The organism is Pseudoalteromonas sp. BDTF-M6, assembly GCF_018334135.1.
GTDB lineage: Bacteria > Pseudomonadota > Gammaproteobacteria > Enterobacterales > Alteromonadaceae > Pseudoalteromonas.
Map to the genome: position 1 here is coordinate 680,232 of NZ_JAGXTQ010000001.1, position 23,671 is coordinate 703,902.

Here is a 23,671-nt window from a genome sequence, read left to right on the forward strand (position 1 = left end):
TTACAAACGAATACCACCGTCGATTTCTACCACACGTCCGGTGAAGAAATCGTTTTCAAAGATATACTTGGCGGTATGGGCGATTTCCTCGGCTTCACCAAGGCGACCTACCGGCTTCATCTTCACCAGGCGCTCTTTGGCTTCTGGCTTCATGGCATCCGTCATCTTGGTACGAATAACTCCTGGGGCAATGGCGCCCACGCGAATACCAAAACGACCCAGCTCTTTAGCCCAGCTGGTCGTCATGGCAACCACGCCGGATTTAGCCGCCGAGTAGTTGGTCTGACCCATGTTACCGGCACGTGCCACGCTACTCATGTTGATGATCACGCCACCCTCGCCGCTTTCAACCATGTGTACCGCAGCTTCACGGCCACATAGGAAAACACCGGTAAGGTTAACGTCAATAACAGACTGGAACTGCGCCAGTGACATCTTATCAACCACCTTGCCTTCTTTGGCCTTGATAAAGAGACCGTCGCGCAGAATACCGGCGTTATTGATAAGGCCATGAATGGCACCAAAGTCTTGAGCGATAGCAGCAAAGGTTGCTTCCACTTCCTGCTCAACACTGACGTTGGCTACATAGGCTTTAATTTTTGCATCCGCATTGGTACTGGCCTGACGTAAATGCGTCACGGCTTCATCCAACAGAGCACTGTCCATATCGATTAGGGCCAACTGGGCGCCTTGCTCGGCGGCCATTTGTGCCATAGCTAAGCCCAGGCCCTGAGCGCCACCGGTGACAACTATGGTTTTATTATTTAAATCCATGCTTATTTCTTCTCAAATAGGGTAAAAATAGCGCTGAAGTCTTTCGCTCCTGCCCCTTGGTTTTGCAACAGGGTGTAGAGGTTTTTGCTAAGCGCACCAAGTGGGGTTACCGAGCCTGAGTTTTGCGCCGCTTCCAGCGCCAAACCTAAGTCTTTGGCCATCAAATCAACCATAAAGCCCGGCTGATACTGGTTGCTTGAAGGCACGGAATCAATCACACCCGGACATGGGTTATATAGCTCTAGCGTCCAGTTACGGCCTGAGCTGTTAAGCATTATCTCAGACAGCACTTTAGGGTCTAAACCGTGGTTGATACCCATTTGCAGCGCTTCACTGGTACCGGCCATCAAGATACTCAACAGCATATTGTTACAGATTTTAGCCACTTGTCCGGCGCCAATGGCACCGGCATGGAAAATATTCTTACCCATATTTTGTAAAATGGGCTCAACCGCGTCGAAATGTTCCTGCGCGCCACCGACGATAAAGGTTAAGGTACCTGCTGCGGCCCCTGCTACGCCACCTGAAACCGGCGCGTCGACAAAGGCAATGCCCTTGTCCATTAGCGCTTCGCCAAGGCTCTTGGCACTGGCCGCATCTATGGTTGAGCAGTCGATCACGATTGCATCGTCATTAAGGTGGTTAATTAAGCCATCTTCGCCTAAATAAAGTGATTTCACGTGCTTGGCCGCTGGCAGCATGCTGATCACAAAATTCGCACCCTGGGCGACATCATTGGCGTTCTTACACGCCGTTGCCCCTTCCTCGGCCAACTGGCTGACCACATGCTGGTTTAAATCAAATACTTGCACTTGGTGGCCGGCGGCAATCAGGTTACGCGCCATTGGCGCGCCCATATTACCCAGGCCGATAAATCCTATTTTAGCCATGCCTTTCTCCTAAGCTAAGCTTGCCAACGGGTGGCTCTCACCCATGGGTGCAAAAAATCGTTCAATTACATCCGCAGGCACACTCTCTAAAGTGGGGTATTGCCACTTCGGTGCCATGTCTTTATCGATCAAGAGCGCGCGCACGCCCTCTTGGAATTCACCTACATGACAGCAGGTTACCGACATGCCCAGTTCCATTTGGAAACAGGCTTTAAGGGATAAACCCTGAGCGCGTTTAAGCTGTTCGAAAACCAGGTGTGCGCTGAGCGGACAGCCGTGTTTCAGGGTTTTGATGGCCTTGGCCAACCACTTATCCTCGGTCTCTATGCCGCTCAGGTAATCAACCTTGGCTGCCAGAGTGTCAAACTCGGCTAGCTTGGCGATAACTGCCTGATGCTTGCGCAGGCCACCTTTTTCCATCGCCTTAGACTCGCTTTCGAATTTCTTCAACAGCTGCGTCAATTTATCGTGATTAAGAGCGGAAACCTGGCCCCAGCTTTGTTCACACAAGGTGCTGAGCAACTCAACAAAGCGCTCGCTGTCGATGCTGTGATCCGCCAAACTGGCAAAACGAGCATCATCGGCATTCATTAATGCCCCGGTTAGACCGAGGAATAAACCCACCTGGTCTGGCGCTTTTTGCAAGAAATAGCTGCCGCCCACATCCGGGTATAAGCCTATGGTGATTTCCGGCATGGCAAGCTTAGAGCGCTCGGTGACCACGCGGTGGCTGGCACCGGCCATCAGGCCCATACCGCCCCCCATGATAAAGCCATCACCCCACACGATGATCGGCTTGTCATAGCAGTGGATGGCATAATCCAGGCGGTATTCTTCGCTAAAGAAGGTCTTACCATAGTCTTTGGGCTCACCCGTGGCCATGGCGCGGTGCAGGCTGACCACATCGCCGCCGGCGCAAAAGGCTTTGTCGCCGGCGCCCTTGATGATCACCAAGGCAACCTCGTCGTCGCTTTGCCAATTGGTCAGCTGCTCGTCGAGCAGGCGGATCATATTCAGGTTTAAGGCATTGAGTGCTTTTGGCACATTTAAGGTAGCAAGGGCGATTTTTGCGCCATTGCTACACTGAGCCAGCTCAAACACCACCTCTGATTCTGGGTTATTGAGAGGGATCAGTGTATCCATTAGCCGTTCACCCAGTTCGCTTTGCGTTTTTCCAAGAAGGCATTTACACCTTCTTTTTGGTCTTGGGTGTCGAACAATTTCACAAACAGTTCACGCTCAAGCGGCAGTGCACTGGTGATATCGCCGTGACGACCTTTTTGAATCAGCTCCTTACAGTAGCTAACCGCTACCGGGCTTTGGTCGCCCACTTGCTCGGCAAGGGCCATGGCTTTATCAAGGGCACCACCTGTCGCTACCACTTCTTCTACCAGACCGATTTCTTTGGCCTTGTCGGCTTTAATGCGCTCACCACACAGGATCATGCGCTTGGCCCAGCCTTCGCCCACCAGCCATGACAGGTTCTGAGTACCACCGGCACAAGGAAGCAGACCCACCTTGGCTTCCGGCAGTGCCATTTGTGTTTGCTCTTCGGCAATACGGATATCACAGGCCAGGGCCACTTCTAGACCACCGCCCATGGCATAACCATTGATAGCGGCAATCGACACACCGCGGAAATTGCTTAGCGCTTCAAAGGCGGCGCCAAATACTTGTGACATCTGCGCCGCAACGCCCTTGTCACCACTGGCGAATACATTCAAGTCGGCGCCGGCAGAGAAAAACTTCTCACCCTCACCTGTCAGTACCAAGGCGAAGATGTCTTTATCGGCGTTAAGGGCTTCAACCTGCTCTTTAAGGCTGATTAGCGTTTGTTCAGTCCAGGTGTTTGCCGGCGGATTACTCATGGTAAGGACGGCAATGTGCCCTTTTTTTTCTAGTTGAATTTGTGCTGACATAACTTCCTCCTAAAGAATTTCGTTCACTTCATCGGCCAGAATACGTCTAGCAACGATTAAGCGCATGATTTCGTTCGTACCTTCGAGAATTTGGTGAACACGTACATCACGCAGATGACGCTCAAGCGGGTATTCTTTGATGTAACCGTAACCACCGTGGATCTGCAGTGCATCATCACACACCTTCACGCCCACATCGGTCGCAAAACGCTTGGCCATGGCGCAATAGGCTGTTTTTTCGCTATCGCCACTGTCCAGTTTAAACGCCGCCAGGCGAACCATTTGACGTGCTGCCACCAATTCGGTGTTCATATCCGCCAGTTTAAATTGCAATGCCTGGAATGCCGCCAACGGCTTACCGAACTGCTCACGCTCTTTAAGGTAGGCTTTCGCCGTGTTCAAGGCTTGTTGTGCGGTACCGATTGAACAGGTGGCGATATTAATACGACCACCATCCAGGCCCTGCATTGCAAACTTAAAGCCTTCGCCTTCGTTACCTAACAGGTGATCGGCTGGGATACGTACGTTTTCGAAGGTAACCAGACGAGTCGGCTGTGCGTTCCAGCCCATTTTCTCTTCCGCTTTACCATAGCTGATACCTTCCGCGTCCGCAGGAACCACAAAGGCGCTAATGCCTTTCGGGCCTGCTTCACCGGTACGGGCCATGACCACCAGCACTTCTGTGCTGCCGGCGCCAGAGATAAACATTTTCGAACCCGTGATGTAGTAATGGTCACCATCACGTACGGCCTTGGTTTTAAGCGAGGCCGCATCCGAGCCGCTGCCCGGCTCAGTCAAACAATAAGAAGCCAATTTTTCACCGGTTACCAACTCAGGGCAATAGATGTCTTTCGCCGTTTGGGTACCGAAACTTGCTACCATCCAGGTCGCCATATTGTGAATGGTCAACATCGCCGTGGTCGCCGTACAGCCTTTAGCCAGCTGTTCAAAAATAATGCTTGAGTCTAGGCGAGAAAGACCTAAACCACCGGCTTCTTCCGGGGTGTAAAGGGAACAGAAGCCAAGCTCACCGGCTTTCTGAATGGTTTCTTTGGGGAAAATATGTTCCTGATCCCACTTTGCTGCAAAGGGGGCTAGTTCCTGGCTGGCAAAACGCTCGGCCATATCGGCAAAGGCCAGTTGATCTTCACTAAGATTAAAGTCCATAACACACTCTCTTGTACTACATGCTTATCGGGCCGCTCCCAGGCGACCCGTAAAGAAATTATTTAAGGTGAATACTCATGTTTGGTCCACTTACCACGTCGTCTTCAAACCAACGCGCGGTAATAGTCTTGGTCTCGGTATAGAAACGGACACCCTGCTTACCATAGGTATGCTGGTCGCCGTAGAACGAGCCTTTCCAACCTGTGAACGAGAAGAATGGCAATGGCACAGGGATTGGTACGTTCACACCAACCTGACCTACTTCGATATGGTGCTGGAACTTACGCGCCGCAGCGCCGCTGGCGGTAAAGATAGAAGTACCGTTACCGTATGGGTTGTCATTGATAAGGGCAATGGCTTCGTCCAGGGTATCTACAAACACACAGCACAATACCGGACCGAAGATTTCTTCGCGGTAAATGGCCATGTCAGGCGTGACATTGGTGAACAGCGTAGGTCCAACCCAGTTACCTTCTTCATAGCCTTCAACGGTGAAGTCAGAGCCATCAAGCAGACAGTCGGCGCCTTCTTGCTTACCTTGGGCAATTAGCGACAGGATACGTTGCTTCGCGGCGATGGTTGTTTGCGGACCATAGGCTGAGTCAGCTTGGTCCCAAGGACCTGGCTTAACAACACTCAGTGCATCTTTAAGCTCATCAACCCAGTCTTTCGCACTGCCAACGAATACGGCTACCGAAATACCCATACAACGTTGACCGGCAGCACCTACCGATGAACCAACCAGGTTATTGATGACGTTTTGCTTGTGAGCATCTGGCATGACGACCATGTGGTTTTTTGCACCCACACAGCATTGCACGCGTTTTAGGTTTGCTGTGCCCTTGTCGTAGATATACTGACCAACACCACAAGAACCTACGAATGAAATAGCACGGATATCTGGGTGCTCTAGTAGCTGATCTACCTGACCCTTGGTGCCGTGAACTACTTGCAGTACGCCCTTAGGTGCACCGGCTTCTTCGAACAGCTCTACTAAGCGCATTGGCGTTAGCGGGTCTTGTTCAGACGGCTTCAATACGAAGGTGTTACCGCATACAATCGCCAGTGGGAACATCCACAATGGGATCATCGCCGGGAAGTTAAAGGGTGTTACACCGGCACACACGCCTAATGGCTGGATAAGTGAATAGGTGTCGATATTACGTGCGACGTTAGACACGGTTTCACCCATCATGTTCGATGGTGCGTTAGCCGCTTGCTCAACCACTTCGATACCACGCCATACATCGCCCTTGGCATCCTCAAAGGTTTTACCAAGCTCATGACAGATGATGGTGGCCAGCTCGTCGTGGTGGTCTTTTAGCAACTGAGCGTAACGCATCATAATGCGCGCACGCTCACTTACCGGTACTTCTTTCCAGGTTTGGAACGCTTCTTTGGCAGAGGCTATGGCTTCACTTACTTCTGCTTCGGTGGCCATAGGCACTTGTGCAAGCACTTCCTGGTTAGCCGGGTTTACTACGTCTAACCACTGAGATGTTTCAGATTGGCGCATTTCGCCGCCGATATATAATGGTACCTTGTGCATAATACAGGTCTCCCCAAATTGACTGCGCGCCCGGAAATTATCGTTATACGGGCGCTGGATAAATTAAAGTGCTTCGACTGCCAAGGCTACGGCTTCGCCGCCACCGATGCATAAAGAAGCAACACCACGGCGTTTGCCCTGGTTACGCAAAGCGTGAATAAGTGTGGTCAGAATACGGGCACCGCTGGCACCGATTGGGTGACCTAGGGCACAGGCGCCGCCGTTAACGTTCACCTTGTCTTTATTCAGACCCATTTCATTAATGGCCAACATGGTCACCATGGCAAAAGCTTCGTTGATTTCCCATAGATCAACGTCATCCGTGCTCCACTCTAGCTTGGCCAGCAGTTTTTCCATGGCGCCCACGGGAGCAATGGTGAATTCCGCAGGCAAACGCGAATGTGTGCTGTGACCGCTGATACGAGCGATAGGCGCAAGACCCAGCTTTTGCGCTTCAGCATAGCTCATTACCACTAGCGCAGAGGCACCATCTGAAATAGACGATGAGTTTGCCGCAGTGATAGTGCCGTCTTTTTTAAATGCTGGACGTAGCGAAGGAATTTTATCTGGGCGGGCATTACCAGGTTGCTCATCGGTATCAACTACCAGGTCGCCTTTGCGCGTGCTGATGGTATGGGCAACAACTTCGTTGCTAAATGCACCGCTGCCGATGGCCTTATTGGCTTTTTCCAATGAAGCGACGGCAAATTCGTCCATTTGTTCGCGGGTAATGTCGTATTGATCCGCCGTGGCCTGGGCAAAACAGCCCATTGCTAGGTTATCGTACGCATCTTCAAGACCGTCCATCATCATATGGTCTTTTACTTCACCGTGACCCATGCGCATACCGCCACGGGCTTTAGGTAACATATAAGGGGCATTAGACATGCTTTCCATGCCGCCAGCCACTACGCTGTTTACGCTGCCGGCCTTAATAAGGTCATGGGCCAACATAACGGCTTTAAGACCAGAGCCACACACCTTATTAATGGTGGTTGCGCCGGTGTGCTTGTCCATACCGGCTTTAATCATTGCCTGGCGCGCCGGTGCCTGACCCAGACCCGCAGGCAGAACACAGCCCATAATGACTTCATCGATCTCACTAGGGTTAATATTCACACTCTCGAGCGCGCCTTTAATAGCAGTGGCACCCAGTTCGGTGGCACTTGCGCCGCTCAAGGCGCCCATAAAACCGCCCATGGCGGTACGCTTCGCACTGACAATTACAATGTCGTTATCGTTTAACTGTGAGCTCATATTCCGGTCTCCATAATCAATTTCACTTGAGCATACATAAAATTTACGTTTACGCCAACGTCAATTAGATAAGTTTAATCTGTCCACTTTTTGAGCTGTAAACTTATCTAACCAGCCCAACCCTGCTTCCTAAAAACCCCTGCACTTTCTCGCAAGGCCAATAACAACCGGCTCTGGCGCCCATATTTGTGATTTTGTACCTCTCCAAAAGAGAGTTGAAATCCAGCTTTACCTTTACGTAAACTTCACTTATATTGGTGTTAATATTTTGTAGTAGATAAGACTAAATAACGATGACTGAGCAAAGCCAAAGCCCCAGCGAGCAACCGGAACAGACTTTCTCCATCAGCGATCTGGCAAAAGAATTCGATATCACCACCCGCAGTATTCGTTTCTACGAAGACCAGGGACTGATCATGCCACGTCGTAACGGCCAAACCCGCATTTACTCAAAACGCGATAAGGTCCGTCTAAAGCTGATCTTACGGGGCAAACGCCTGGGCTTTAGCCTGGCAGAAACCGGCCGTTTGTTCGAGCTTTACGACGCCGACAAATCCAGCGCCAAACAGTTAGTCACTATGTTAGACCTTATCGAAGAGAAAAAAGCACACTTAATACAGCAAATGGACGACATTAAAGTCGTACTAATGGAACTCGTAACGGCCGAAAAACGCTGCCGTGAAACTCTCTCACATTTACAACAGGATTAATCATCATGAGTACTATCTCTCTATATAAAGAGCTTAACTTTGGCTTAGGCGAAACCGCCGACATGATCCGAGCCCACGTTAATAGCTTTGCCAGCGCCGAGATCGCGCCTTTAGCAGAGCAAACCGATGAGCAAAATATGTTTCCTAATGAGCTGTGGACCAAGTTTGGTGATATGGGCCTGTTGGGCATGACGGTTAGCGAAGAGTTCGGTGGTGCCGGCCTGGGTTACCTAGAGCACGTAATTGCCATGGAAGAGATCAGCCGTGCCAGCGCCTCTATCGGTCTAAGCTATGGCGCTCACTCTAACCTGTGTGTAAACCAAATTTTCCGTAACGGTAACGAAGAACAAAAAGCAAAATACCTGCCTAAGCTAATCAGCGGTGAACACATCGGTGCCCTGGCCATGAGTGAGCCAGGTGCAGGTTCAGACGTGGTTTCTATGCGCTTAAAGGCAGAGAAAAAAGGCGATCACTATATCCTTAACGGCAATAAAATGTGGATCACTAACGGTCCAGACGCCCACACCTATGTGATCTACGCGAAAACCGATTCTAACGCCGGTCCTAAAGGCATCACCGCCTTTATCGTTGAACGTGACACTCCGGGATTCACTCAAGCGCAAAAGCTAGACAAACTAGGTATGCGCGGTTCAAACACCTGTGAGCTGGTATTCGAAAACTGTGCGGTTCCAGAAGAAAACATCCTGGGTAACCTAAACGAAGGCGTTAAGGTGCTAATGAGCGGCCTGGATTACGAGCGTGTAGTTCTGTCTGGCGGTTCACTGGGTATCATGCAGGCCTGTATGGATGTGGTTGTGCCTTATATCCACGAGCGTAAGCAATTCGACACGCCTATCGGTCAGTTCCAGCTGATCCAGGGTAAGATTGCCGACATGTACACGCAAATGAATGCCGCGCGTTCATACGTGTATACCGTAGCCCGCGCCTGTGACCGTGGTGAAACCACACGTAAAGATGCCGCTGCGGTTATCCTTTACGCTGCCGAGCTGGCAACCAAGATGGCCCTGGATGCGATTCAAATCCTAGGCGGTAACGGTTATATCAACGAATACCCTACAGGCCGTCTATTACGCGATGCTAAGTTATATGAAATCGGTGCCGGTACGTCTGAAATTCGTCGTATGTTGATCGGCCGCGAACTGTTCAGCGAAAGCCGCTAAGGTGTTGTATGACCATTCTATCTTCAAGTATAAACCCTAAGGACCCGCAGTTCGCCGTCAATGATGAAGCGATGCGTGCCCTGGTTCAAGACCTGCATGACAAGGCGGCCACCCTGCGCGGTGGCGGCGGCCCTAAATATGTAGAACGTCACCAAAGCCGCGGCAAGTTATTTGTGCGCGACCGTATCGAACACCTGCTCGATGAAGGCTCACCCTTTTTAGAGATTGGCCAATTCGCCGCGTTTGGCGTGTATGAGCAAGACATTCCGTGTGCTGGCGTTGTCGCCGGTATCGGCCGCGTTCAAGGCGTTGAGTGCATGATAGTGGCTAACGACGCCACGGTTAAGGGCGGTACCTACTTCCCACTGACGGTGAAAAAACACTTACGTGCCCAGGAAATCGCCGAGCGCTGTCACCTGCCCTGTATTTATCTCGTGGACTCAGGCGGTGCGAACCTGCCGGAGCAGGACGAGGTATTCCCAGACAAGCTGCACTTCGGTCGCATCTTCTTTAACCAGGCGCGCATGTCGGCCAAAGGCATAGCGCAAATCGCCGTGGTAATGGGTCTGTGTACCGCAGGTGGTGCCTATGTACCGGCCATGGCCGATGAAAGCATTATCGTTAAAGAGCAAGGCACCATTTTCTTGGCCGGTCCACCGCTGGTTAAAGCGGCTACTGGTGAAGAAGTGAGCGCCGAAGACTTGGGCGGTGCGGATGTGCACTGTAAGGTGTCTGGTGTGGCGGATCACTATGCCGATAACGACGAGCATGCGCTGTCTATCGCCCGTCAGTGTATTGCCCGTTTAAACCATGTACGCCCTGTGGCGCCTGTTCTGAATGAGGTGAAAGCGCCTCGTTACGATATTCATGAGCTTTACGGCATTGTCGGTAGCGACCTGAAAAAAAGCTTCGATGTACGCGAAGTCATCGCCCGTATTGTCGACGATTCATCGTTTGATGAATTTAAACGCTACTTTGGTGAAACCCTGGTAACCGGCTTTGCCCATATTTATGGCCACCCGGTGGGGATTGTCGCTAACAACGGCGTGCTCTTCAGCGAGTCGGCGCAAAAAGGTGCCCACTTTATCCAGCTGTGTGCCAAGCGTAACATCCCACTGATTTTCTTACAGAACATCACCGGATTTATGGTTGGTCAGAAATATGAAGCCGAAGGCATTGCCAAGCACGGCGCCAAAATGGTGACCGCGGTTTCTTGTGCCGAAGTGCCTAAATTTACCGTGTTGATCGGCGGTTCATACGGCGCCGGTAACTACGGTATGTGTGGTCGCGCCTACGACCCTACCATGATGTGGATGTGGCCTAACGCCCGTATCTCGGTCATGGGTGGTGAGCAAGCCGCCGGCGTACTAGCTCAGGTGAAACAAGATGGTCTTGCGCGTCAGGGTCAATCCATGAGCGATGAGCAAGTCGCAGAGTTTAAAAAGCCCATCGTTGAGCAGTATGAGCGCCAGGGTCACCCCTACTACGCCAGTGCGCGCCTATGGGATGACGGCATTATCGACCCAGCGGATACCCGCTCTGTTCTCGGTTTAGCCCTTGAAGCGGCTGCGAACGCGCCACAAAAAGACACCGAATTCGGTGTGTTTAGAATGTAGGAGGCGCTATGTCAGTTACACTCAATATTAGTAAAAGCCGTATCGCCACGCTTACTCTGCAGCGCGTAGAAAAGCACAATGCCTTTGACGATGCGCTAATAAGTGAAATGATCCGCTTAATCGAGCATGCAAGCACACTCGATATTCGTGCCTTGGTGCTTAATAGCGAAGGCAAACACTTCTCAGCGGGTGCCGATCTGAATTGGATGAAATCCATGAAAGACAACTCGTTCGAGGACAACGTCGCCGACTCGCTGGAGCTTGCCAAACTCATGCATGTGCTGCACACCTGCCCGCACCCAACCATTTGTTTGGTGCAAGGCGCGGCCTTTGGTGGGGCCCTGGGTCTAATCGCCAGTTGTGACATTGCCCTTGCCAACCCGACTGCCAAATTCTGTTTGTCAGAGGTAAAACTTGGCCTTATCCCGGCTGTGATCAGCCCCTATGTGATCAAAGCCATCGGCGAGCGTAACGCCAGACGTTACTTCTTAACCGCAGAGGTCTTTAACGCCGACAAAGCGCACGCCATGGGACTAATCCACGAAGTGTGTGAAGACCTGCAAGCAGAATGCGACAAGTTTCTCGATATCATTACCGACAACGGTCCCATGGCCGTTAAAGCAGCGAAGAACTTAATTAATGACGTTGCCGGTAAAGACATTGATGCCGACCTGCGCCATTTAACTGCCGAGCGCATTGCCGCCATTCGCGTAAGCGACGAAGGGCAAGCGGGCTTAAACGCGTTTTTCAATAAACAAGCGCCGGCTTGGCAACAACAAGGATAACTCATGCTAAAACGAATTCTTATTGCCAACCGAGGTGAGATCGCCTGTCGCGTTATTCGCAGCGCCAAAATGCTGGGTATGCACACCATTGCCGTCTATTCCGACGCCGATGCAAATGCTCAGCACGTACAAATGGCCGACAGCGCCTACCACATAGGCCCGGCACCGAGTAAGTCGTCTTACTTGGATATGGACAAGCTGTTTGCCGTTGCCGAACAGGCCGGCGCCGACTGCATCCACCCGGGTTATGGTTTCCTCTCTGAAAATGAAGCCTTTGCCGCACAGTGCGAGCAAAAAGGCATTACCTTTATTGGTCCCTACGCCAAAAGCATCGAAGCCATGGGTTCAAAAACCCGCGCCAAAGAGATTATGGCTGGCGCCAACGTGCCTTTGGTACCCGGCTATTACGGTGACAACCAAGACCCGACTTTTCTAAGCGATGAGGCCGATAAAATCGGTTACCCTGTGCTTATCAAGGCCGCCTACGGCGGTGGTGGTAAGGGCATGCGCGTGGTACGGGATAAAAAAGACTTTATCAGTGCCCTGGAAGGTGCCAAGCGCGAAGCGATCAGCAGCTTTGGTAATGACCTGGTGTTGATTGAGCGTTATGTCGATAATCCGCGTCACGTGGAAGTACAAGTATTTGCCGATAAACACGGCAACTGCGTGTACTTGGGCGACCGCGACTGCTCATTGCAACGCCGCCACCAAAAAGTGATTGAGGAAGCCCCCGCTCCCGGTCTGAGTGACGCCATGCGCAAGAGCATGGGGGAAGCGGCGGTACGCTGTGCTCAAGCCATCGATTATGTGGGTGCCGGTACGGTTGAGTTCCTGCTGTGTGGCGAGGAATTCTTCTTTATGGAAATGAATACCCGCTTGCAGGTAGAGCACCCGGTTACCGAAATGGTTACGGGTGTGGACCTGGTGCAGTGGCAGATCGCCATTGCCGGCGGTGACACCTTGCCTCTTTCGCAAGAGCAGGTAACAATCACAGGCCACAGCTTTGAAGCCCGTTTATACGCCGAAGACCCAAGCGAGCAGTTTATGCCTTCAAGCGGACGTCTGACGCACTTACGCTTCCCGGAGCAAAATGCAAACGTGCGTATTGATACCGGTGTTACCTGTGGCGACGAGATCAGCTCATTCTACGACCCCATGGTTGCCAAGCTGATCGTCAAAGGCGACAACCGAGCTCAGGCGCTGTCATTGCTGGAGCGCTCTTTACGCCATACCTATGTTGGCGGCGTTAAGGCCAATACCGGCTTCCTTGTAGCCCTGTGCGAGTCGCAGCCACTGCAAGATGCCACCATGGACACCCATTTTATCGACAATAACTGTGACAACCTGACTCAGGCACCACAGGCCGATGTGCATGCCTTAGCCATGGCTGCTTGGGTGTACTATTGTCACTTACAGGGTACCAGCAAAGCCCCAGCTACAACCTCACCTTGGCAGAGTTTATCGGGCTTTAAACTGAATTCCATCAATGAGATCTCCGTGCCGCTAGCGGATCATCAGGTCATGCTGCATGTGACATCTACCGGAATTAAAGTCGATATCGATGGCCAAGGCCATAGCTTGAGCGGTGAGTATCAAGGTCACGGTCACTATGTTGCCGTAGTCGACGGTCAGCGCCTAAGCGCCGATGCTCAAATCGATGACGAAGCACTGAGCATCATGTATCAGGGTGCTCAGTATGACTTCGCCCTGACCTCTAAGCACTATGTAGGCGCCGAGCAAAGCGGTGGCGATGCCCTGGCAGCACCTATGAACGGCACTGTGGTAAAACACCTGCTGGATATTGGCACCGAGGTAAAACAAGGCGATGCCATAGTCGTCATGGAAGCCATGAAGATGGAATATACCCTTAATGCGCCATTCGATGGCGTGCTCAGCAGCTACTGCTATGGCGAGGGCGAATTGGTCAGCCATGGTGCCCTGCTTGCTATCGTTGAGGAGCAAAGCTAATGGCTTTTCCACAACAGGTGCGTGTCGTTGAGGTAGGTGCTCGTGATGGCCTGCAAAACGAGGTCAATGTCAGCCTTGAAGACAAGGTGACCTTGATCAACAGCCTGGCCAAGGCGGGATTAAAGCATATTGAGGGCGGTGCTTTTGTATCGCCTAAATGGGTGCCACAAATGGCCGACTCCAGTGCGGTGTTTGCTGCCATTGAGCGCCATGATGATGTGTTGCTCAGTGCCCTGACGCCAAATCTTAAAGGTGCGGAATTGGCATTGGCAGCCGACGTGGGCGAGTTTGCAATTTTCACCGCCGCCAGCGAGGCCTTTACGCAAAAGAACATCAATTGTTCAATCAGTGAAAGCATTGAGCGCTTCCGCCCCGTGGTAGAGCTTGCCAAGGCAAACAACATCAAGGTACGCGGCTATGTCAGCTGCGTCCTAGGTTGCCCTTACCAGGGCGCGGTTGCGCCTGAACAAGTGCTTGAAGTGTGTAAACAATTGTTGGCTCTGGGCTGCTATGAGGTCAGTTTGGGTGACACCATAGGCGTAGGTACGGCCAATGAGGTTGAGCAGTTGCTTGCCCTGTTGCTTGAGCATCTGGATGCAAGCCAGCTTGCGGTGCATTTTCACGATACCTATGGCCAGGCCATTAGTAACATTTATGCCGCCTTAAAAATGGGCATTAGCACGGTAGACAGTGCGGTTGCAGGCCTGGGTGGCTGCCCTTATGCCCAAGGTGCGTCAGGAAATGTTGCCACCGAAGATGTGGTCTATCTGTTACAAAAACTTGGCATAGACACAGGAATTGATTTAAAAACACTGGCCCAAGCAGGCGCTACAATTTGCAAGGCGCTGAACAAGCAGCCCCAGAGCAAGGTGGCCAATGCCATACTTGCCCAATGTGACCAAGAACAATAAACCTAGGAGTGCTTAGACATGTCCGGATTCGATAAAGTAGTAACAAGTTATGCCGATGCCATGGCAGGACTAAAAGACGGCGATACCATTATCGCCGGTGGCTTTGGGCTATGCGGCATCCCCGAGGGCCTAATAGCCGAAATTAAGCGCATGGGTACCACAGATCTTACCGTGGTTTCTAACAACTGTGGTGTTGATGATTTCGGTTTAGGCGTGCTGCTTCAAGACAAGCAAATCAAGAAGATCATCGCCTCTTATGTCGGTGAGAACGCGCTATTCGAAAAACAAATGCTCGACGGTGAGCTGGAAGTAGAACTGACACCTCAGGGTACACTGGCAGAAAAAATGCGTGCCGGCGGTGCGGGTATTCCAGCATTTTATACCGCTACCGGCTACGGTACACCGGTTGCCGAAGGCAAAGAAGTAAAGGAATTTGATGGTCGCCCGTATATTCTTGAAGAATCCGTTACCGGTGAATTTGCCATCGTTAAAGCATGGAAAGCAGACCGTTACGGAAACCTGGTATTCCGCCACACGGCAATGAACTTTAACCCTATGGCCGCCACTGCCGGTAAGATCACCGTGGCCGAGGTAGAAGAAATCGTTGAGCCGGGTGAACTGGAGCCAAGTCAAATCCACACCCCAGGCATTTATGTTAATCGCGTTATCAAAGGTACCTTTGAAAAACGCATCGAACGCGTAACCACACGTAAAGCCTAAGGAGACTCAAGATGTCATTAAATCGTGAACAAATTGCTCAACGTGTTGCCAAAGAATTGGCCGACGGCTATTACGTAAACCTGGGTATTGGTATCCCTACCCTGGTTGCTAACTATGTACCCAAAGGCATTGAAGTCATGCTGCAATCAGAAAACGGCCTGCTGGGTATGGGTCCCTACCCAACCGAGGACGAGCTTGATGCAGACATGATCAATGCGGGTAAAGAAACCGTTACAGCAGCTAAAGGTGCAGCGATTTTTAATAGTGCCGATAGCTTTGCCATGATCCGCGGTGGTCATGTAGACTTGACGGTCTTAGGTGCATTTGAAGTTGATCAGCACGGCAACATTGCCTCGTGGATGATCCCGAAGAAGTTAATTAAAGGTATGGGCGGCGCAATGGACTTAGTTGCCGGCGCGAAGAACATTATTGTTACCATGACCCATGCCAGTAAACACGGCGACTCTAAGTTACTAGAAGAGTGTTCACTGCCACTGACCGGCGTGAATTGTGTGAAAAAAATAGTAACCGACCTGGCCGTGTTAGAAGTCAAAGACGGCGCTTTCCATTTGCTAGAGCGCGCCCCGGGTGTTAGTGTTGATGAAATCATCAGTAAAACAGCGGGTAAACTCATCGTCGAAGGCGATGTACCAGAAATGAGCTTTGACTAACGGATAGCCTGACAGAGTGTCTTAGGCATACCCGTAAATGTACCGACCTCATTCCCAGTGCTAGTTGGCACTGTGTTACCCAAAACCCCTCTTGCGAGGGGTTTTTTTTCGCCTTCCTCCGTGTAAATTATATATTAAACATTTGCTTACAACTTTATTGCTGCAGACTAACGCGTTCAATTTAACCGTTCCCAATATAGTGTTAGATTAGTTTTGGATACATAGGACACCAACTATATTAATAAGGACTCCCATGAATAAGATGACACTCAGTGCCCTCAGTGTGGCAGTGATGATCTCTCTTGGCGGCTGCTCTGCCACCAGCGATACGCAAACCTCGGCACAGCAACAACAAGTTGCACAAAATGCCGCTAATTATCCGTTTGTAGATATCAAATACGACTCTTTCACCCTGGATAACGGCCTTAAGGTTATCGTTCACACCGATCGCAAGGCACCCATAGTTGCCGTCAACGTTTGGTATGACGTGGGTGCCAAAAATGAAAAAGTGGGTAAAACCGGTTTTGCCCATTTGTTTGAACACCTGATGTTTAACGGCACCGAGAACTACGACGACGAGTATTTCGGTCCGTTCGAGCGTGCCGGTGCCACCGAGCAAAACGGTACCACCAACTCGGACAGAACCAACTATTTCCAAAACGTACCAACCCCGGCGCTGGATATGGCGTTGTGGATGGAGTCAGAGCGTATGGGCCACTTGCTTGGCGCCATCACGCAGGACAAGCTCGATGAGCAACGTGGCGTAGTGCAAAATGAAAAACGCCAGGGCGAAAGCCAGCCTTACGGCACCATGTGGGACAACATCTGGAAGAATACCTTCCCTCAAGGTCATCCCTACTCCTGGTCTGTGATCGGCTCAATGGAAGACTTAAACGCGGCGTCGTTAGACGACGTACACCAATGGTTTAAAGACTACTACGGCCCGAACAATGCGGTGTTGGTGTTAGCCGGTGATATCGATGTTGAGACGGCGAAACAAAAAGTGGGTAAGTACTTTGGCGATATTAAACCGGGTAAACCGGTAGCCAAGCTGCAAAAATGGATTGCCAAGCGTGACGAACAGACTCGTTTAGTAATGCAAGACCGCGTGCCAGCCTCACGTATTCTCAAGGTTTGGAACACGGCGGAAAAAGGCAGTGTCGATGGTGAATACCTGTCGCTGTTAAGCGATGTCATGGCCGGCGGTAAAAACTCTCGTCTGTATCAGCGCCTGGTGTATGACGAGCAACTGGCTTCAAGTGTCTTTGCCTTTAACTATCAGCGCACCCTGGCCGGTCAGCTGATGATAGGGGTCGATGCCCTGGATAAAAACAATATCGACAAAATTGAGCGCATTATCGATGAAGAGATAGCCCGTCTTATCGCCGAGGGCCCAACGGCCGAAGAGCTAAGCCGCATTAAATTTGCCAATGCCGCCGGCTGGGTAAAAAATGTGGAAGGCGTGGGTGGTTTTGGCGGTAAGTCCGACGTATTGGCCTCGGGCGCCGTTTACCACAATAACCCCACCTATTATAAAGAAGCCTTTGCCATTACCGCCAATGCGACACCGAGCGACATTCAGATGGTGGCTAACAAGTGGTTAAGTAGCGGCGACTTTGTACTGACCGTTCACCCATTTGCCGAACTGAGCGCCAACGACCAAGGCGTGGATCGCAGCACGGGTGTGCCCAGCGCCGGCGAGGTTCCTGCCCTGGACCTTCCTGATGTTGACAGCTTTACCCTGAGCAATGGCCTAGAAGTGGTACTGGCTAAACGCAGCGATACCCCGGTGATCAACATTCGTTTAGACTTTGCCGGCGGTACCGCCACCGATGCTAACGACAAGCCTGGTGTTGCCAATTTCGCCGCCAGCATGCTTGATGAAGGTGCCGGCGAGCGCGACGCGTTGCAACTGGCTGCCGAGCTCGAATCTTTAGGTGCGTCCATCTCGGCCAATGCCGGATTGGATAAAACCTCGGTGATGATGTCGGCCATGACCACCAACTGGCAGCCAAGCCTGGCACTGTTTGCCGATGTGCTGCAAAAGCCTCGCTTCGCCGATAGCGACATTGAGCGTGTACGTAAACTGCTGCTTCAAGGTATTAAGCAGGAAAAGGCGAGCCCAAGCTCCAATGCCCTGCGCGTGTTACCGCCGCTGCTCTACGGCGAAAACCACCCTTATGGTAAGCCGCTAACCGGCTCAGGCACGGAGCAATCGGTCGCGCAAATCAGTCGTGATGACTTATTAGCCTTTACTTCGACCTGGTTACGTCCGGATCTGGGCCGTTTAGTAGTGGTTGGTGATATCGATAAAGCCGAACTACAAACATCCTTGGAAACGGCTTTGGCAAGCTGGGAAAAACCACAAACAGCGGCACCGAAACTTGATATCGCCGATGTGGCCATTCCTGAAAAAGCACGGGTATTTGTATTGAACAAGCCTGAGTCGCCGCAGTCCTTGATCATCTCTGGCCTATTGGGTCCAAACAGCCAATCATTAAGCGCTCAGGATGAAGTAACCCTGGATATGATGAACACCATCATAGGCGGCAGCTTTACCTCGCGCATGAATATGAACCTGCGTGAAGACAAGGGTTGGTCATATGGCGCGCGCACCATTCTTATGGATACCAATGCGCAAAGCCCCTTCTTTGTTTACGCCCCGGTGCAAACCGATAAAACCAAAGAGTCTATTCAGGAAATCCTAAAAGAACTCAATGGTTATATCGGCAATAAACCGGCAACCGATGAAGAGCTGGCCAAGGTGGTATCGAATAAAACGGCTAAGCTACCCGGTCGTTACGAGAAGAAGTGGTCACTGCTTAACTCACTGGCGGATGCCTACAGTAAAGACCGTGACGTCACCTATCTGGAAAATTACGCCGAGCTGGTTCGTAAGCCGGATACAAACACCCTGGCCGCAGAGGCCAAGAAGGTGATTAAACCTGAGCAACTGACCTGGGTGATCGTCGGTGATGTAGCCAAGATCAAAGAGCAAATCGAAAGTCTAAATCTAGGTGAAGTAACTTACCTGGATTAAGCACCAAGTTTAATCTTTGAAAAAACAAGCCCCTGCCTATGCAGGGGCTTGTTTATGGGTTGTTTATAGAGATTGATGCTCAGAGCGGGCTGTGAGAAAAGAGTGAGTGGTGGAAACGCTTTGCGCTTTGCTCTGAGGCAAACCGGAGCGCAGCGTAGGTTTATCCCTAGCAGCACTTTATAAGGTGATTTAGATTGATTCATATATGCCGTTTTCATTCTCTTTTACAAGTATCATGAAATCGATATATAGAGAGATTACTTCATCTTGTTTGTTGACACCCCAATATGCAGGATAAGCGCCATCACCAAAGCCACTTGTGGATATAACGCAGTCATTCGTGCTTGTCATTGACACTAATTCAGGCTTGCCTGAAATGCACCATCCATTAAAGATTTTTTCTTTCCCTATTCTGTTTAATACCATGAGCTTACTCACATCAAATATAGCTAAATTCCCTGCATCTACGCCATAAACTCCGTTACCACTTGGAGTGTTAGCTGCATGCCATTTTATTGGTTCTTCGCTATCGCTGAATTTGACTCGAATACCAGCAACCCGGTCATGTATTGTGACTGTTTCTACTGGGTACTCCCCTGGCTTTATTTTTCTATGCAGAGGTTCAAAGTCGTAAATGTCATAGCCAAAATCTAAAATACCGACAACCCCGGAACTGATTCGTAGATTTCCGATTCGTTCCAATCTTGCCTCACCTTCATCTAAATGTGGGGTCTTAATATTGCGAACTTTTTGAAAAAGAGTATTTTCATTGAGATCTATATGTTTCGCTCTCTCCATGAAAGGAGCATCTTCGCTGCTCATAGCTAGGATTTCTGCATGCTTATTAACATCGATGACAGAACTCTTAGGTGGGTGAAAGAGTGTAAATATATCAGTTATTTTCCAGCCACTCTCTACATCACGCACAAGTTCATAAACGTGATACTTTGAGAACTTACGTGACTCTTGGTAAATCTCCGTAAATACTTGAGCGATTTCTCCATCAATTTCGCATTCTGTTATTTTTTCTGTTTTAGGATCATAATCAGGTGCTAAGCCAATAGAATTTCTAGATCCTGAACTTCGGCCAGTAATGAAGTGGGTCTCATCAACTTCCGATATTTGATTACCCCAATAATCGAAATCTACATTTTCGCCCATTTTTTTTCGGGCTTTCGACCATTGTTCATGCCAGTGAGAAATAAACGCTTTGACTCTATCTTCAGGAGAATCTACTCGGTCACTGAAACTATTCGTTTTTTTAAAGAAATTAAATATATTTTTCATGCTCGATTTCGAATTCCGGTTTCACCTAACGCCCTAATAATGGGCAAAAAATTGTTTGCTAAAATGTTGAGGAACGAAAACAGCAAACTGTTTTTTGTCCTTATTTATTAGCTTGTTATATGGCACTTACCTTAACTCAGAGTTTAGAGGTGAGCCACTTTTAATTAAAGTTATTATTTCTGAACACTGTTGAGCAATCTCAGAATTATTAGAGCTCCAATATGTTCTTTTTTGCATTTGAGCTAAATAATCATATTCTGACTCGTTAGCTTTAACCTGCTCAACTAGCCAATGATTTGATTTTAACCATTGGCTTATTTCATTATTTGCGCCACACGACTCTTGTGAGGTTTCAATAATCGACAGCATCCAAGCCGCTGCACTACCCACTTGAGCACATTTTTTTGAATTAGCATCACAAATTTCATTTGAGCTAACTTGCCATGAGAATAACGCAATAATTAGAAATAAACACCGAGCCATATTTGTGCCATATAACGTTTAGCTAAGGGGTCGGCCGACTAGGCCAGATCCGCTTGAGCGACTTGTTGTATGGCTTTTTTAAAGCGGCCATTAAGTAAAAATAATGCAAACCAAACAACTAGCCCCAAGGCAGCCATAAACCATGGTGTCCACTGTAAATGTCCCTCTGGCTTGATATACCCGTAGTAGAACTGAGGCCAAAACCATAGGCTGAGTACGAGCAATAGTATGCAACCTGAAAGAAAAAAAGCCCCAAAACCTGCAACGAGGTACCACTCTATCCGTGAGTGTGCAAACAGCGAAATAACTCCAACGAATGTAAAAGCCCACCCTGCCAATAACAACCAACCAGTTGAGGTCTCGGAGTGTGCTGCCATGACTGAAACTGCGTAATAAGTAGGCACCAGCAATAATAGGGCGAAGAACAAACCAACAGATGCTAGCCCTCGGTTTAGTTCGAAACGCTGGATATGAAACTCGGCTACAGCTACCACCGGAATGCCGGAAAAGAAAACTGCTGCTTGAAACTGACCAACAAGATCACGCTCAGACTCGGGCGCGAGGCTCAAACCAGCTGTAATGATAGAGACAATAAGAAAACAAGCCCATGTGAGGCTGCGAGCTAGTGTAGATACGAAGTTACGTGACATCCATCTAATCCGTACAACAGCTTATTAGTGCGAATTCCCGGTTAAGGAAGTTATCCACAGCAGGAGTAACTCTCACTAATAAAAATTTTATTTAATAATAACACCAAGTTATCAGGTGTTTTTCTCACACGCAATCAAGAAGTAAGCCATAAAAAACGTGCCTTCATTTATTCGAGCCTTCACTGGCTCGCTATGCAATTTATTTTTTTAATAAATATCAGATACCTATATTTCATTGGCACATAAACGAGCCATTTTTTTCATTACATAACGTGCCATTTCATTGATATTTTCAACACATCCACTTATAACTGTATATATATACAGCTCCAAATCCAAAAGGAGATCAGGATGCAATCACCATTTTTGGAAACCGTTCGAACAGAGCTACGGACACGCCGTTACAGCCTTAAAACAGAGAAAGTGTACTTAACATGGATTAAATCATTTATTTTGTTCAACGATAAAAAGCACCCTAATAAGATGGGTAACCATGAAATAGAACGTTTCTTAAATCATTTAGCCATAAATCGCCAAGTCAGCGCAGCAACACAAAACCAAGCCTTGTGTGCCATCATTTTCCTTTACCGCTATGTAGTTAAAAAGGAAATTCACGGGCTGAACTATTCATTTACTAAAAGAGAACAATGCATACCAAGCGTTCTTACCCATCACGAAGCAAAAAAGATTCTGTCTCACATGACAGGCATTCATTGGTTAATAGCATCAATTTTATATGGGAGCGGTCTTAGAATAAATGAAGCTCTCAGCCTCAGGGTTAAAGATATCAATCTGGCAGACAACACAATATTCGTCTTTAGAGGTAAAGGTAAAAAAGACAGGTATTCAATTTTACCCAAATCATTGAACCATGCCATTGCCAACCAGATAGATAAAGTAAAAACGATACACAATAAAGACGTGAGCGAAGGCCATGGATTCACATCGTTACCTCCTGCACTGATGCGTAAGTACAAAAACGCTCTCAAAGACTTTTCATGGCAATATCTTTTCCCCTCAACAACTCGCTGTGTTCACCCCTATGATGGTTATGTATGTCGGCATCATATTCATGAGTCAGCGTTTAGGAAGCACCTTAGAAGAGCCGTTCTGTGTGCTGATATTGGTAAACGTGTAAAAGCGCATACTTTCAGACATTCCTTCGCCACCGAACTTCTTCGAAATGGTACAGACATTAGGACGGTTCAGGAGCTACTTGGGCACACCGATTTAAAAACAACAGAAATCTACACGCATGTAGTAGGTTCCAGATTTAGTCATACGGTCAGCCCCATTGATCGACAATAAACCTAAGGTCTGTTCTCGGCGCGGATCCGACCATTAAATTGCCTATCTGTCACCGTATAGGTATGATAATTTATTCGTCTTTGGCATATTTTAAGCCTTAATTCACCGCCTAAATTCACTGCGCGCTCGATCCCTGTGCTGAGAAGTTTTATTATTGGCGTACAGTAAACTAAAGAGCCCGAGCATTATGGCCCACCCAGCTTGTTTAAATTGTAATTCTCCCTATGTGTATCAAGATCAAAATCAACTTATTTGCCCCGAGTGTGGCTATGAATGGGATCCGGCCCAACTGGCCGAAGAAGAGCTGATCACCGCCAAGGATGCCAACGGCACCGAACTTAACGCCGGCGATAAGGTGACGCTGGCCAAAGACCTTAAGGTCAAAGGCAGCTCCATGATTATGAAAATAGGCACCAAGGCGCAGATCCGCAGCATCAAAGACAGCAAAGACCATGAGCTGGATTGTAAGGTTGATGGCGTCGGCGAAATGATGATCACCGCCAAGTTTGTTAAAAAAGCCTGACCAAGGTTAATCATCGCCTCTTTGCGGCTGGCCTTTTCTGCCAGCCTGTAACACCCCCTAGTCTTCTTTTTACATTAGCGGTCAATAGGTAAGCTGTTGATTGCGAACTTTTAATTGCAGCAGGCATAAATAAAAGCATTCAAAGATGCAAAAAGCAGTACTAAATTACTAATTTTTTGTTGCTGTTTTGTAAACTTTAACTAACCTAAATCTGGTACTAAAGGTCAATTGGAATTGGGTCGTATCTTTTTGCCCTCATAAA

General features: G+C 49.3%; 21 protein-coding genes. 11 read left to right on the forward strand and 10 right to left on the reverse strand.

The window, feature by feature from the left end:
• The 7 genes from KD147_RS03090 to KD147_RS03120 all read right to left on the reverse strand — a co-directional run bounded on the left by KD147_RS03090 (window position 1) and on the right by KD147_RS03120 (window position 7,556).
• Entirely contained in the window at window positions 1-774 is a 774-nt protein-coding gene (locus tag KD147_RS03090; RefSeq protein ID WP_105199013.1) for an SDR family oxidoreductase, read from the reverse strand.
• Window positions 775-776: 2 nt separating this feature from the next.
• Window positions 777-1,664 (reverse strand): 3-hydroxyisobutyrate dehydrogenase, encoded by an 888-nt coding sequence (gene mmsB / locus KD147_RS03095; protein WP_212546859.1) that lies wholly within the window; start codon window positions 1,662-1,664, stop codon window positions 777-779.
• Between the two features lie 9 nt (window positions 1,665-1,673).
• On the reverse strand, window positions 1,674-2,807 hold the full coding sequence (locus KD147_RS03100) for an enoyl-CoA hydratase/isomerase family protein (protein ID WP_212546860.1): 1,134 nt from the start codon (window positions 2,805-2,807) through the stop codon (window positions 1,674-1,676).
• Window positions 2,807-3,583, reverse strand: coding sequence for an enoyl-CoA hydratase (locus KD147_RS03105; RefSeq protein WP_212546861.1), 777 nt, complete (start codon window positions 3,581-3,583; stop codon window positions 2,807-2,809). Before KD147_RS03105 ends, KD147_RS03100 begins: the two co-directional genes overlap by 1 nt.
• Window positions 3,584-3,592: 9 nt before the next feature.
• Complete coding sequence (locus KD147_RS03110) at window positions 3,593-4,750, reverse strand: acyl-CoA dehydrogenase family protein (RefSeq protein WP_212546862.1); 1,158 nt, start codon at window positions 4,748-4,750, stop codon at window positions 3,593-3,595.
• 58 nt (window positions 4,751-4,808) lie between these two features.
• Window positions 4,809-6,299 carry a CoA-acylating methylmalonate-semialdehyde dehydrogenase gene (locus tag KD147_RS03115; protein WP_105254171.1) on the reverse strand — a complete coding sequence of 497 codons (1,491 nt, stop codon included), beginning with the start codon at window positions 6,297-6,299 and terminating at the stop codon, window positions 4,809-4,811.
• 63 nt (window positions 6,300-6,362) lie between these two features.
• A complete protein-coding gene (locus KD147_RS03120) occupies window positions 6,363-7,556 on the reverse strand; it encodes a thiolase family protein (RefSeq protein ID WP_212546863.1) in 1,194 nt (397 codons plus the stop codon).
• A 293-nt stretch (window positions 7,557-7,849) separates the two neighbouring features.
• On the opposite strand from KD147_RS03120, the gene KD147_RS03125 reads away from it, so the two are divergent.
• From KD147_RS03125 to KD147_RS03165, 9 genes are all read left to right on the forward strand, one after another.
• Entirely contained in the window at window positions 7,850-8,266 is a 417-nt protein-coding gene (locus KD147_RS03125; protein ID WP_105254173.1) for a MerR family transcriptional regulator, read from the forward strand.
• A gap of 5 nt (window positions 8,267-8,271) precedes the next feature.
• Window positions 8,272-9,447 (forward strand): isovaleryl-CoA dehydrogenase, encoded by a 1,176-nt coding sequence (locus KD147_RS03130; protein ID WP_105254174.1) that lies wholly within the window; start codon window positions 8,272-8,274, stop codon window positions 9,445-9,447.
• A gap of 8 nt (window positions 9,448-9,455) precedes the next feature.
• Window positions 9,456-11,063, forward strand: a complete 1,608-nt coding sequence (locus KD147_RS03135; protein ID WP_105189733.1) for a carboxyl transferase domain-containing protein — start codon at window positions 9,456-9,458, stop codon at window positions 11,061-11,063.
• A gap of 8 nt (window positions 11,064-11,071) precedes the next feature.
• Window positions 11,072-11,848, forward strand: a complete 777-nt coding sequence (locus KD147_RS03140; RefSeq protein WP_105215900.1) for an enoyl-CoA hydratase-related protein — start codon at window positions 11,072-11,074, stop codon at window positions 11,846-11,848.
• 3 nt (window positions 11,849-11,851) lie between these two features.
• Window positions 11,852-13,816: an acetyl/propionyl/methylcrotonyl-CoA carboxylase subunit alpha gene (locus KD147_RS03145; RefSeq protein WP_212546864.1), complete on the forward strand. Its 1,965-nt coding sequence runs from the start codon at window positions 11,852-11,854 to the stop codon at window positions 13,814-13,816.
• Window positions 13,816-14,727 (forward strand): hydroxymethylglutaryl-CoA lyase, encoded by a 912-nt coding sequence (locus tag KD147_RS03150; RefSeq protein WP_105189731.1) that lies wholly within the window; start codon window positions 13,816-13,818, stop codon window positions 14,725-14,727. Before KD147_RS03145 ends, KD147_RS03150 begins: the two co-directional genes overlap by 1 nt.
• 18 nt (window positions 14,728-14,745) lie before the next feature.
• A complete protein-coding gene (locus KD147_RS03155; RefSeq protein ID WP_105189730.1) occupies window positions 14,746-15,447 on the forward strand; it encodes a CoA transferase subunit A in 702 nt (233 codons plus the stop codon).
• An 11-nt stretch (window positions 15,448-15,458) separates the two neighbouring features.
• Complete coding sequence (locus tag KD147_RS03160) at window positions 15,459-16,118, forward strand: CoA transferase subunit B (protein WP_105189729.1); 660 nt, start codon at window positions 15,459-15,461, stop codon at window positions 16,116-16,118.
• Window positions 16,119-16,371: 253 nt separating this feature from the next.
• Complete coding sequence (locus KD147_RS03165; protein WP_212546865.1) at window positions 16,372-19,158, forward strand: M16 family metallopeptidase; 2,787 nt, start codon at window positions 16,372-16,374, stop codon at window positions 19,156-19,158.
• A gap of 189 nt (window positions 19,159-19,347) precedes the next feature.
• Here KD147_RS03165 and KD147_RS03170 read toward each other — a convergent pair whose 3' ends face one another.
• The 3 genes from KD147_RS03170 to KD147_RS03180 all read right to left on the reverse strand — a co-directional run bounded on the left by KD147_RS03170 (window position 19,348) and on the right by KD147_RS03180 (window position 21,578).
• Entirely contained in the window at window positions 19,348-20,445 is a 1,098-nt protein-coding gene (locus KD147_RS03170; RefSeq protein ID WP_105189727.1) for a DUF4241 domain-containing protein, read from the reverse strand.
• 126 nt (window positions 20,446-20,571) lie between these two features.
• Entirely contained in the window at window positions 20,572-20,928 is a 357-nt protein-coding gene (locus KD147_RS03175) for a hypothetical protein (RefSeq protein ID WP_212546866.1), read from the reverse strand.
• Window positions 20,929-20,966: 38 nt separating this feature from the next.
• Complete coding sequence (locus KD147_RS03180) at window positions 20,967-21,578, reverse strand: hypothetical protein (RefSeq protein ID WP_212546867.1); 612 nt, start codon at window positions 21,576-21,578, stop codon at window positions 20,967-20,969.
• A gap of 351 nt (window positions 21,579-21,929) precedes the next feature.
• On the opposite strand from KD147_RS03180, the gene KD147_RS03185 reads away from it, so the two are divergent.
• Entirely contained in the window at window positions 21,930-22,886 is a 957-nt protein-coding gene (locus KD147_RS03185) for an integron integrase (RefSeq protein WP_212546868.1), read from the forward strand.
• Window positions 22,887-23,073: 187 nt separating this feature from the next.
• On the forward strand, window positions 23,074-23,409 hold the full coding sequence (locus KD147_RS03190) for a zinc ribbon domain-containing protein YjdM (RefSeq protein WP_105199032.1): 336 nt from the start codon (window positions 23,074-23,076) through the stop codon (window positions 23,407-23,409).
• Window positions 23,410-23,671 lie beyond the last annotated feature (262 nt).

Coding starts and splice junctions, on each gene's coding strand:
- KD147_RS03170 (WP_105189727.1), bottom strand. CDS start 20,445: ATGAAAAATATATTTAATTTCTTTAAAAAAACGAATAGTTTCAGTGAC.
- KD147_RS03140 (WP_105215900.1), top strand. CDS start 11,072: ATGTCAGTTACACTCAATATTAGTAAAAGCCGTATCGCCACGCTTACT.
- KD147_RS03160 (WP_105189729.1), top strand. CDS start 15,459: ATGTCATTAAATCGTGAACAAATTGCTCAACGTGTTGCCAAAGAATTG.
- KD147_RS03145 (WP_212546864.1), top strand. CDS start 11,852: ATGCTAAAACGAATTCTTATTGCCAACCGAGGTGAGATCGCCTGTCGC.
- KD147_RS03190 (WP_105199032.1), top strand. CDS start 23,074: ATGGCCCACCCAGCTTGTTTAAATTGTAATTCTCCCTATGTGTATCAA.
- KD147_RS03090 (WP_105199013.1), bottom strand. CDS start 774: ATGGATTTAAATAATAAAACCATAGTTGTCACCGGTGGCGCTCAGGGC.
- KD147_RS03135 (WP_105189733.1), top strand. CDS start 9,456: ATGACCATTCTATCTTCAAGTATAAACCCTAAGGACCCGCAGTTCGCC.
- KD147_RS03120 (WP_212546863.1), bottom strand. CDS start 7,556: ATGAGCTCACAGTTAAACGATAACGACATTGTAATTGTCAGTGCGAAG.
- KD147_RS03105 (WP_212546861.1), bottom strand. CDS start 3,583: ATGTCAGCACAAATTCAACTAGAAAAAAAAGGGCACATTGCCGTCCTT.
- mmsB (WP_212546859.1), bottom strand. CDS start 1,664: ATGGCTAAAATAGGATTTATCGGCCTGGGTAATATGGGCGCGCCAATG.
- KD147_RS03180 (WP_212546867.1), bottom strand. CDS start 21,578: ATGTCACGTAACTTCGTATCTACACTAGCTCGCAGCCTCACATGGGCT.
- KD147_RS03155 (WP_105189730.1), top strand. CDS start 14,746: ATGTCCGGATTCGATAAAGTAGTAACAAGTTATGCCGATGCCATGGCA.
- KD147_RS03130 (WP_105254174.1), top strand. CDS start 8,272: ATGAGTACTATCTCTCTATATAAAGAGCTTAACTTTGGCTTAGGCGAA.
- KD147_RS03185 (WP_212546868.1), top strand. CDS start 21,930: ATGCAATCACCATTTTTGGAAACCGTTCGAACAGAGCTACGGACACGC.
- KD147_RS03165 (WP_212546865.1), top strand. CDS start 16,372: ATGAATAAGATGACACTCAGTGCCCTCAGTGTGGCAGTGATGATCTCT.
- KD147_RS03175 (WP_212546866.1), bottom strand. CDS start 20,928: ATGGCTCGGTGTTTATTTCTAATTATTGCGTTATTCTCATGGCAAGTT.
- KD147_RS03100 (WP_212546860.1), bottom strand. CDS start 2,807: ATGGATACACTGATCCCTCTCAATAACCCAGAATCAGAGGTGGTGTTT.
- KD147_RS03110 (WP_212546862.1), bottom strand. CDS start 4,750: ATGGACTTTAATCTTAGTGAAGATCAACTGGCCTTTGCCGATATGGCC.
- KD147_RS03115 (WP_105254171.1), bottom strand. CDS start 6,299: ATGCACAAGGTACCATTATATATCGGCGGCGAAATGCGCCAATCTGAA.
- KD147_RS03150 (WP_105189731.1), top strand. CDS start 13,816: ATGGCTTTTCCACAACAGGTGCGTGTCGTTGAGGTAGGTGCTCGTGAT.
- KD147_RS03125 (WP_105254173.1), top strand. CDS start 7,850: ATGACTGAGCAAAGCCAAAGCCCCAGCGAGCAACCGGAACAGACTTTC.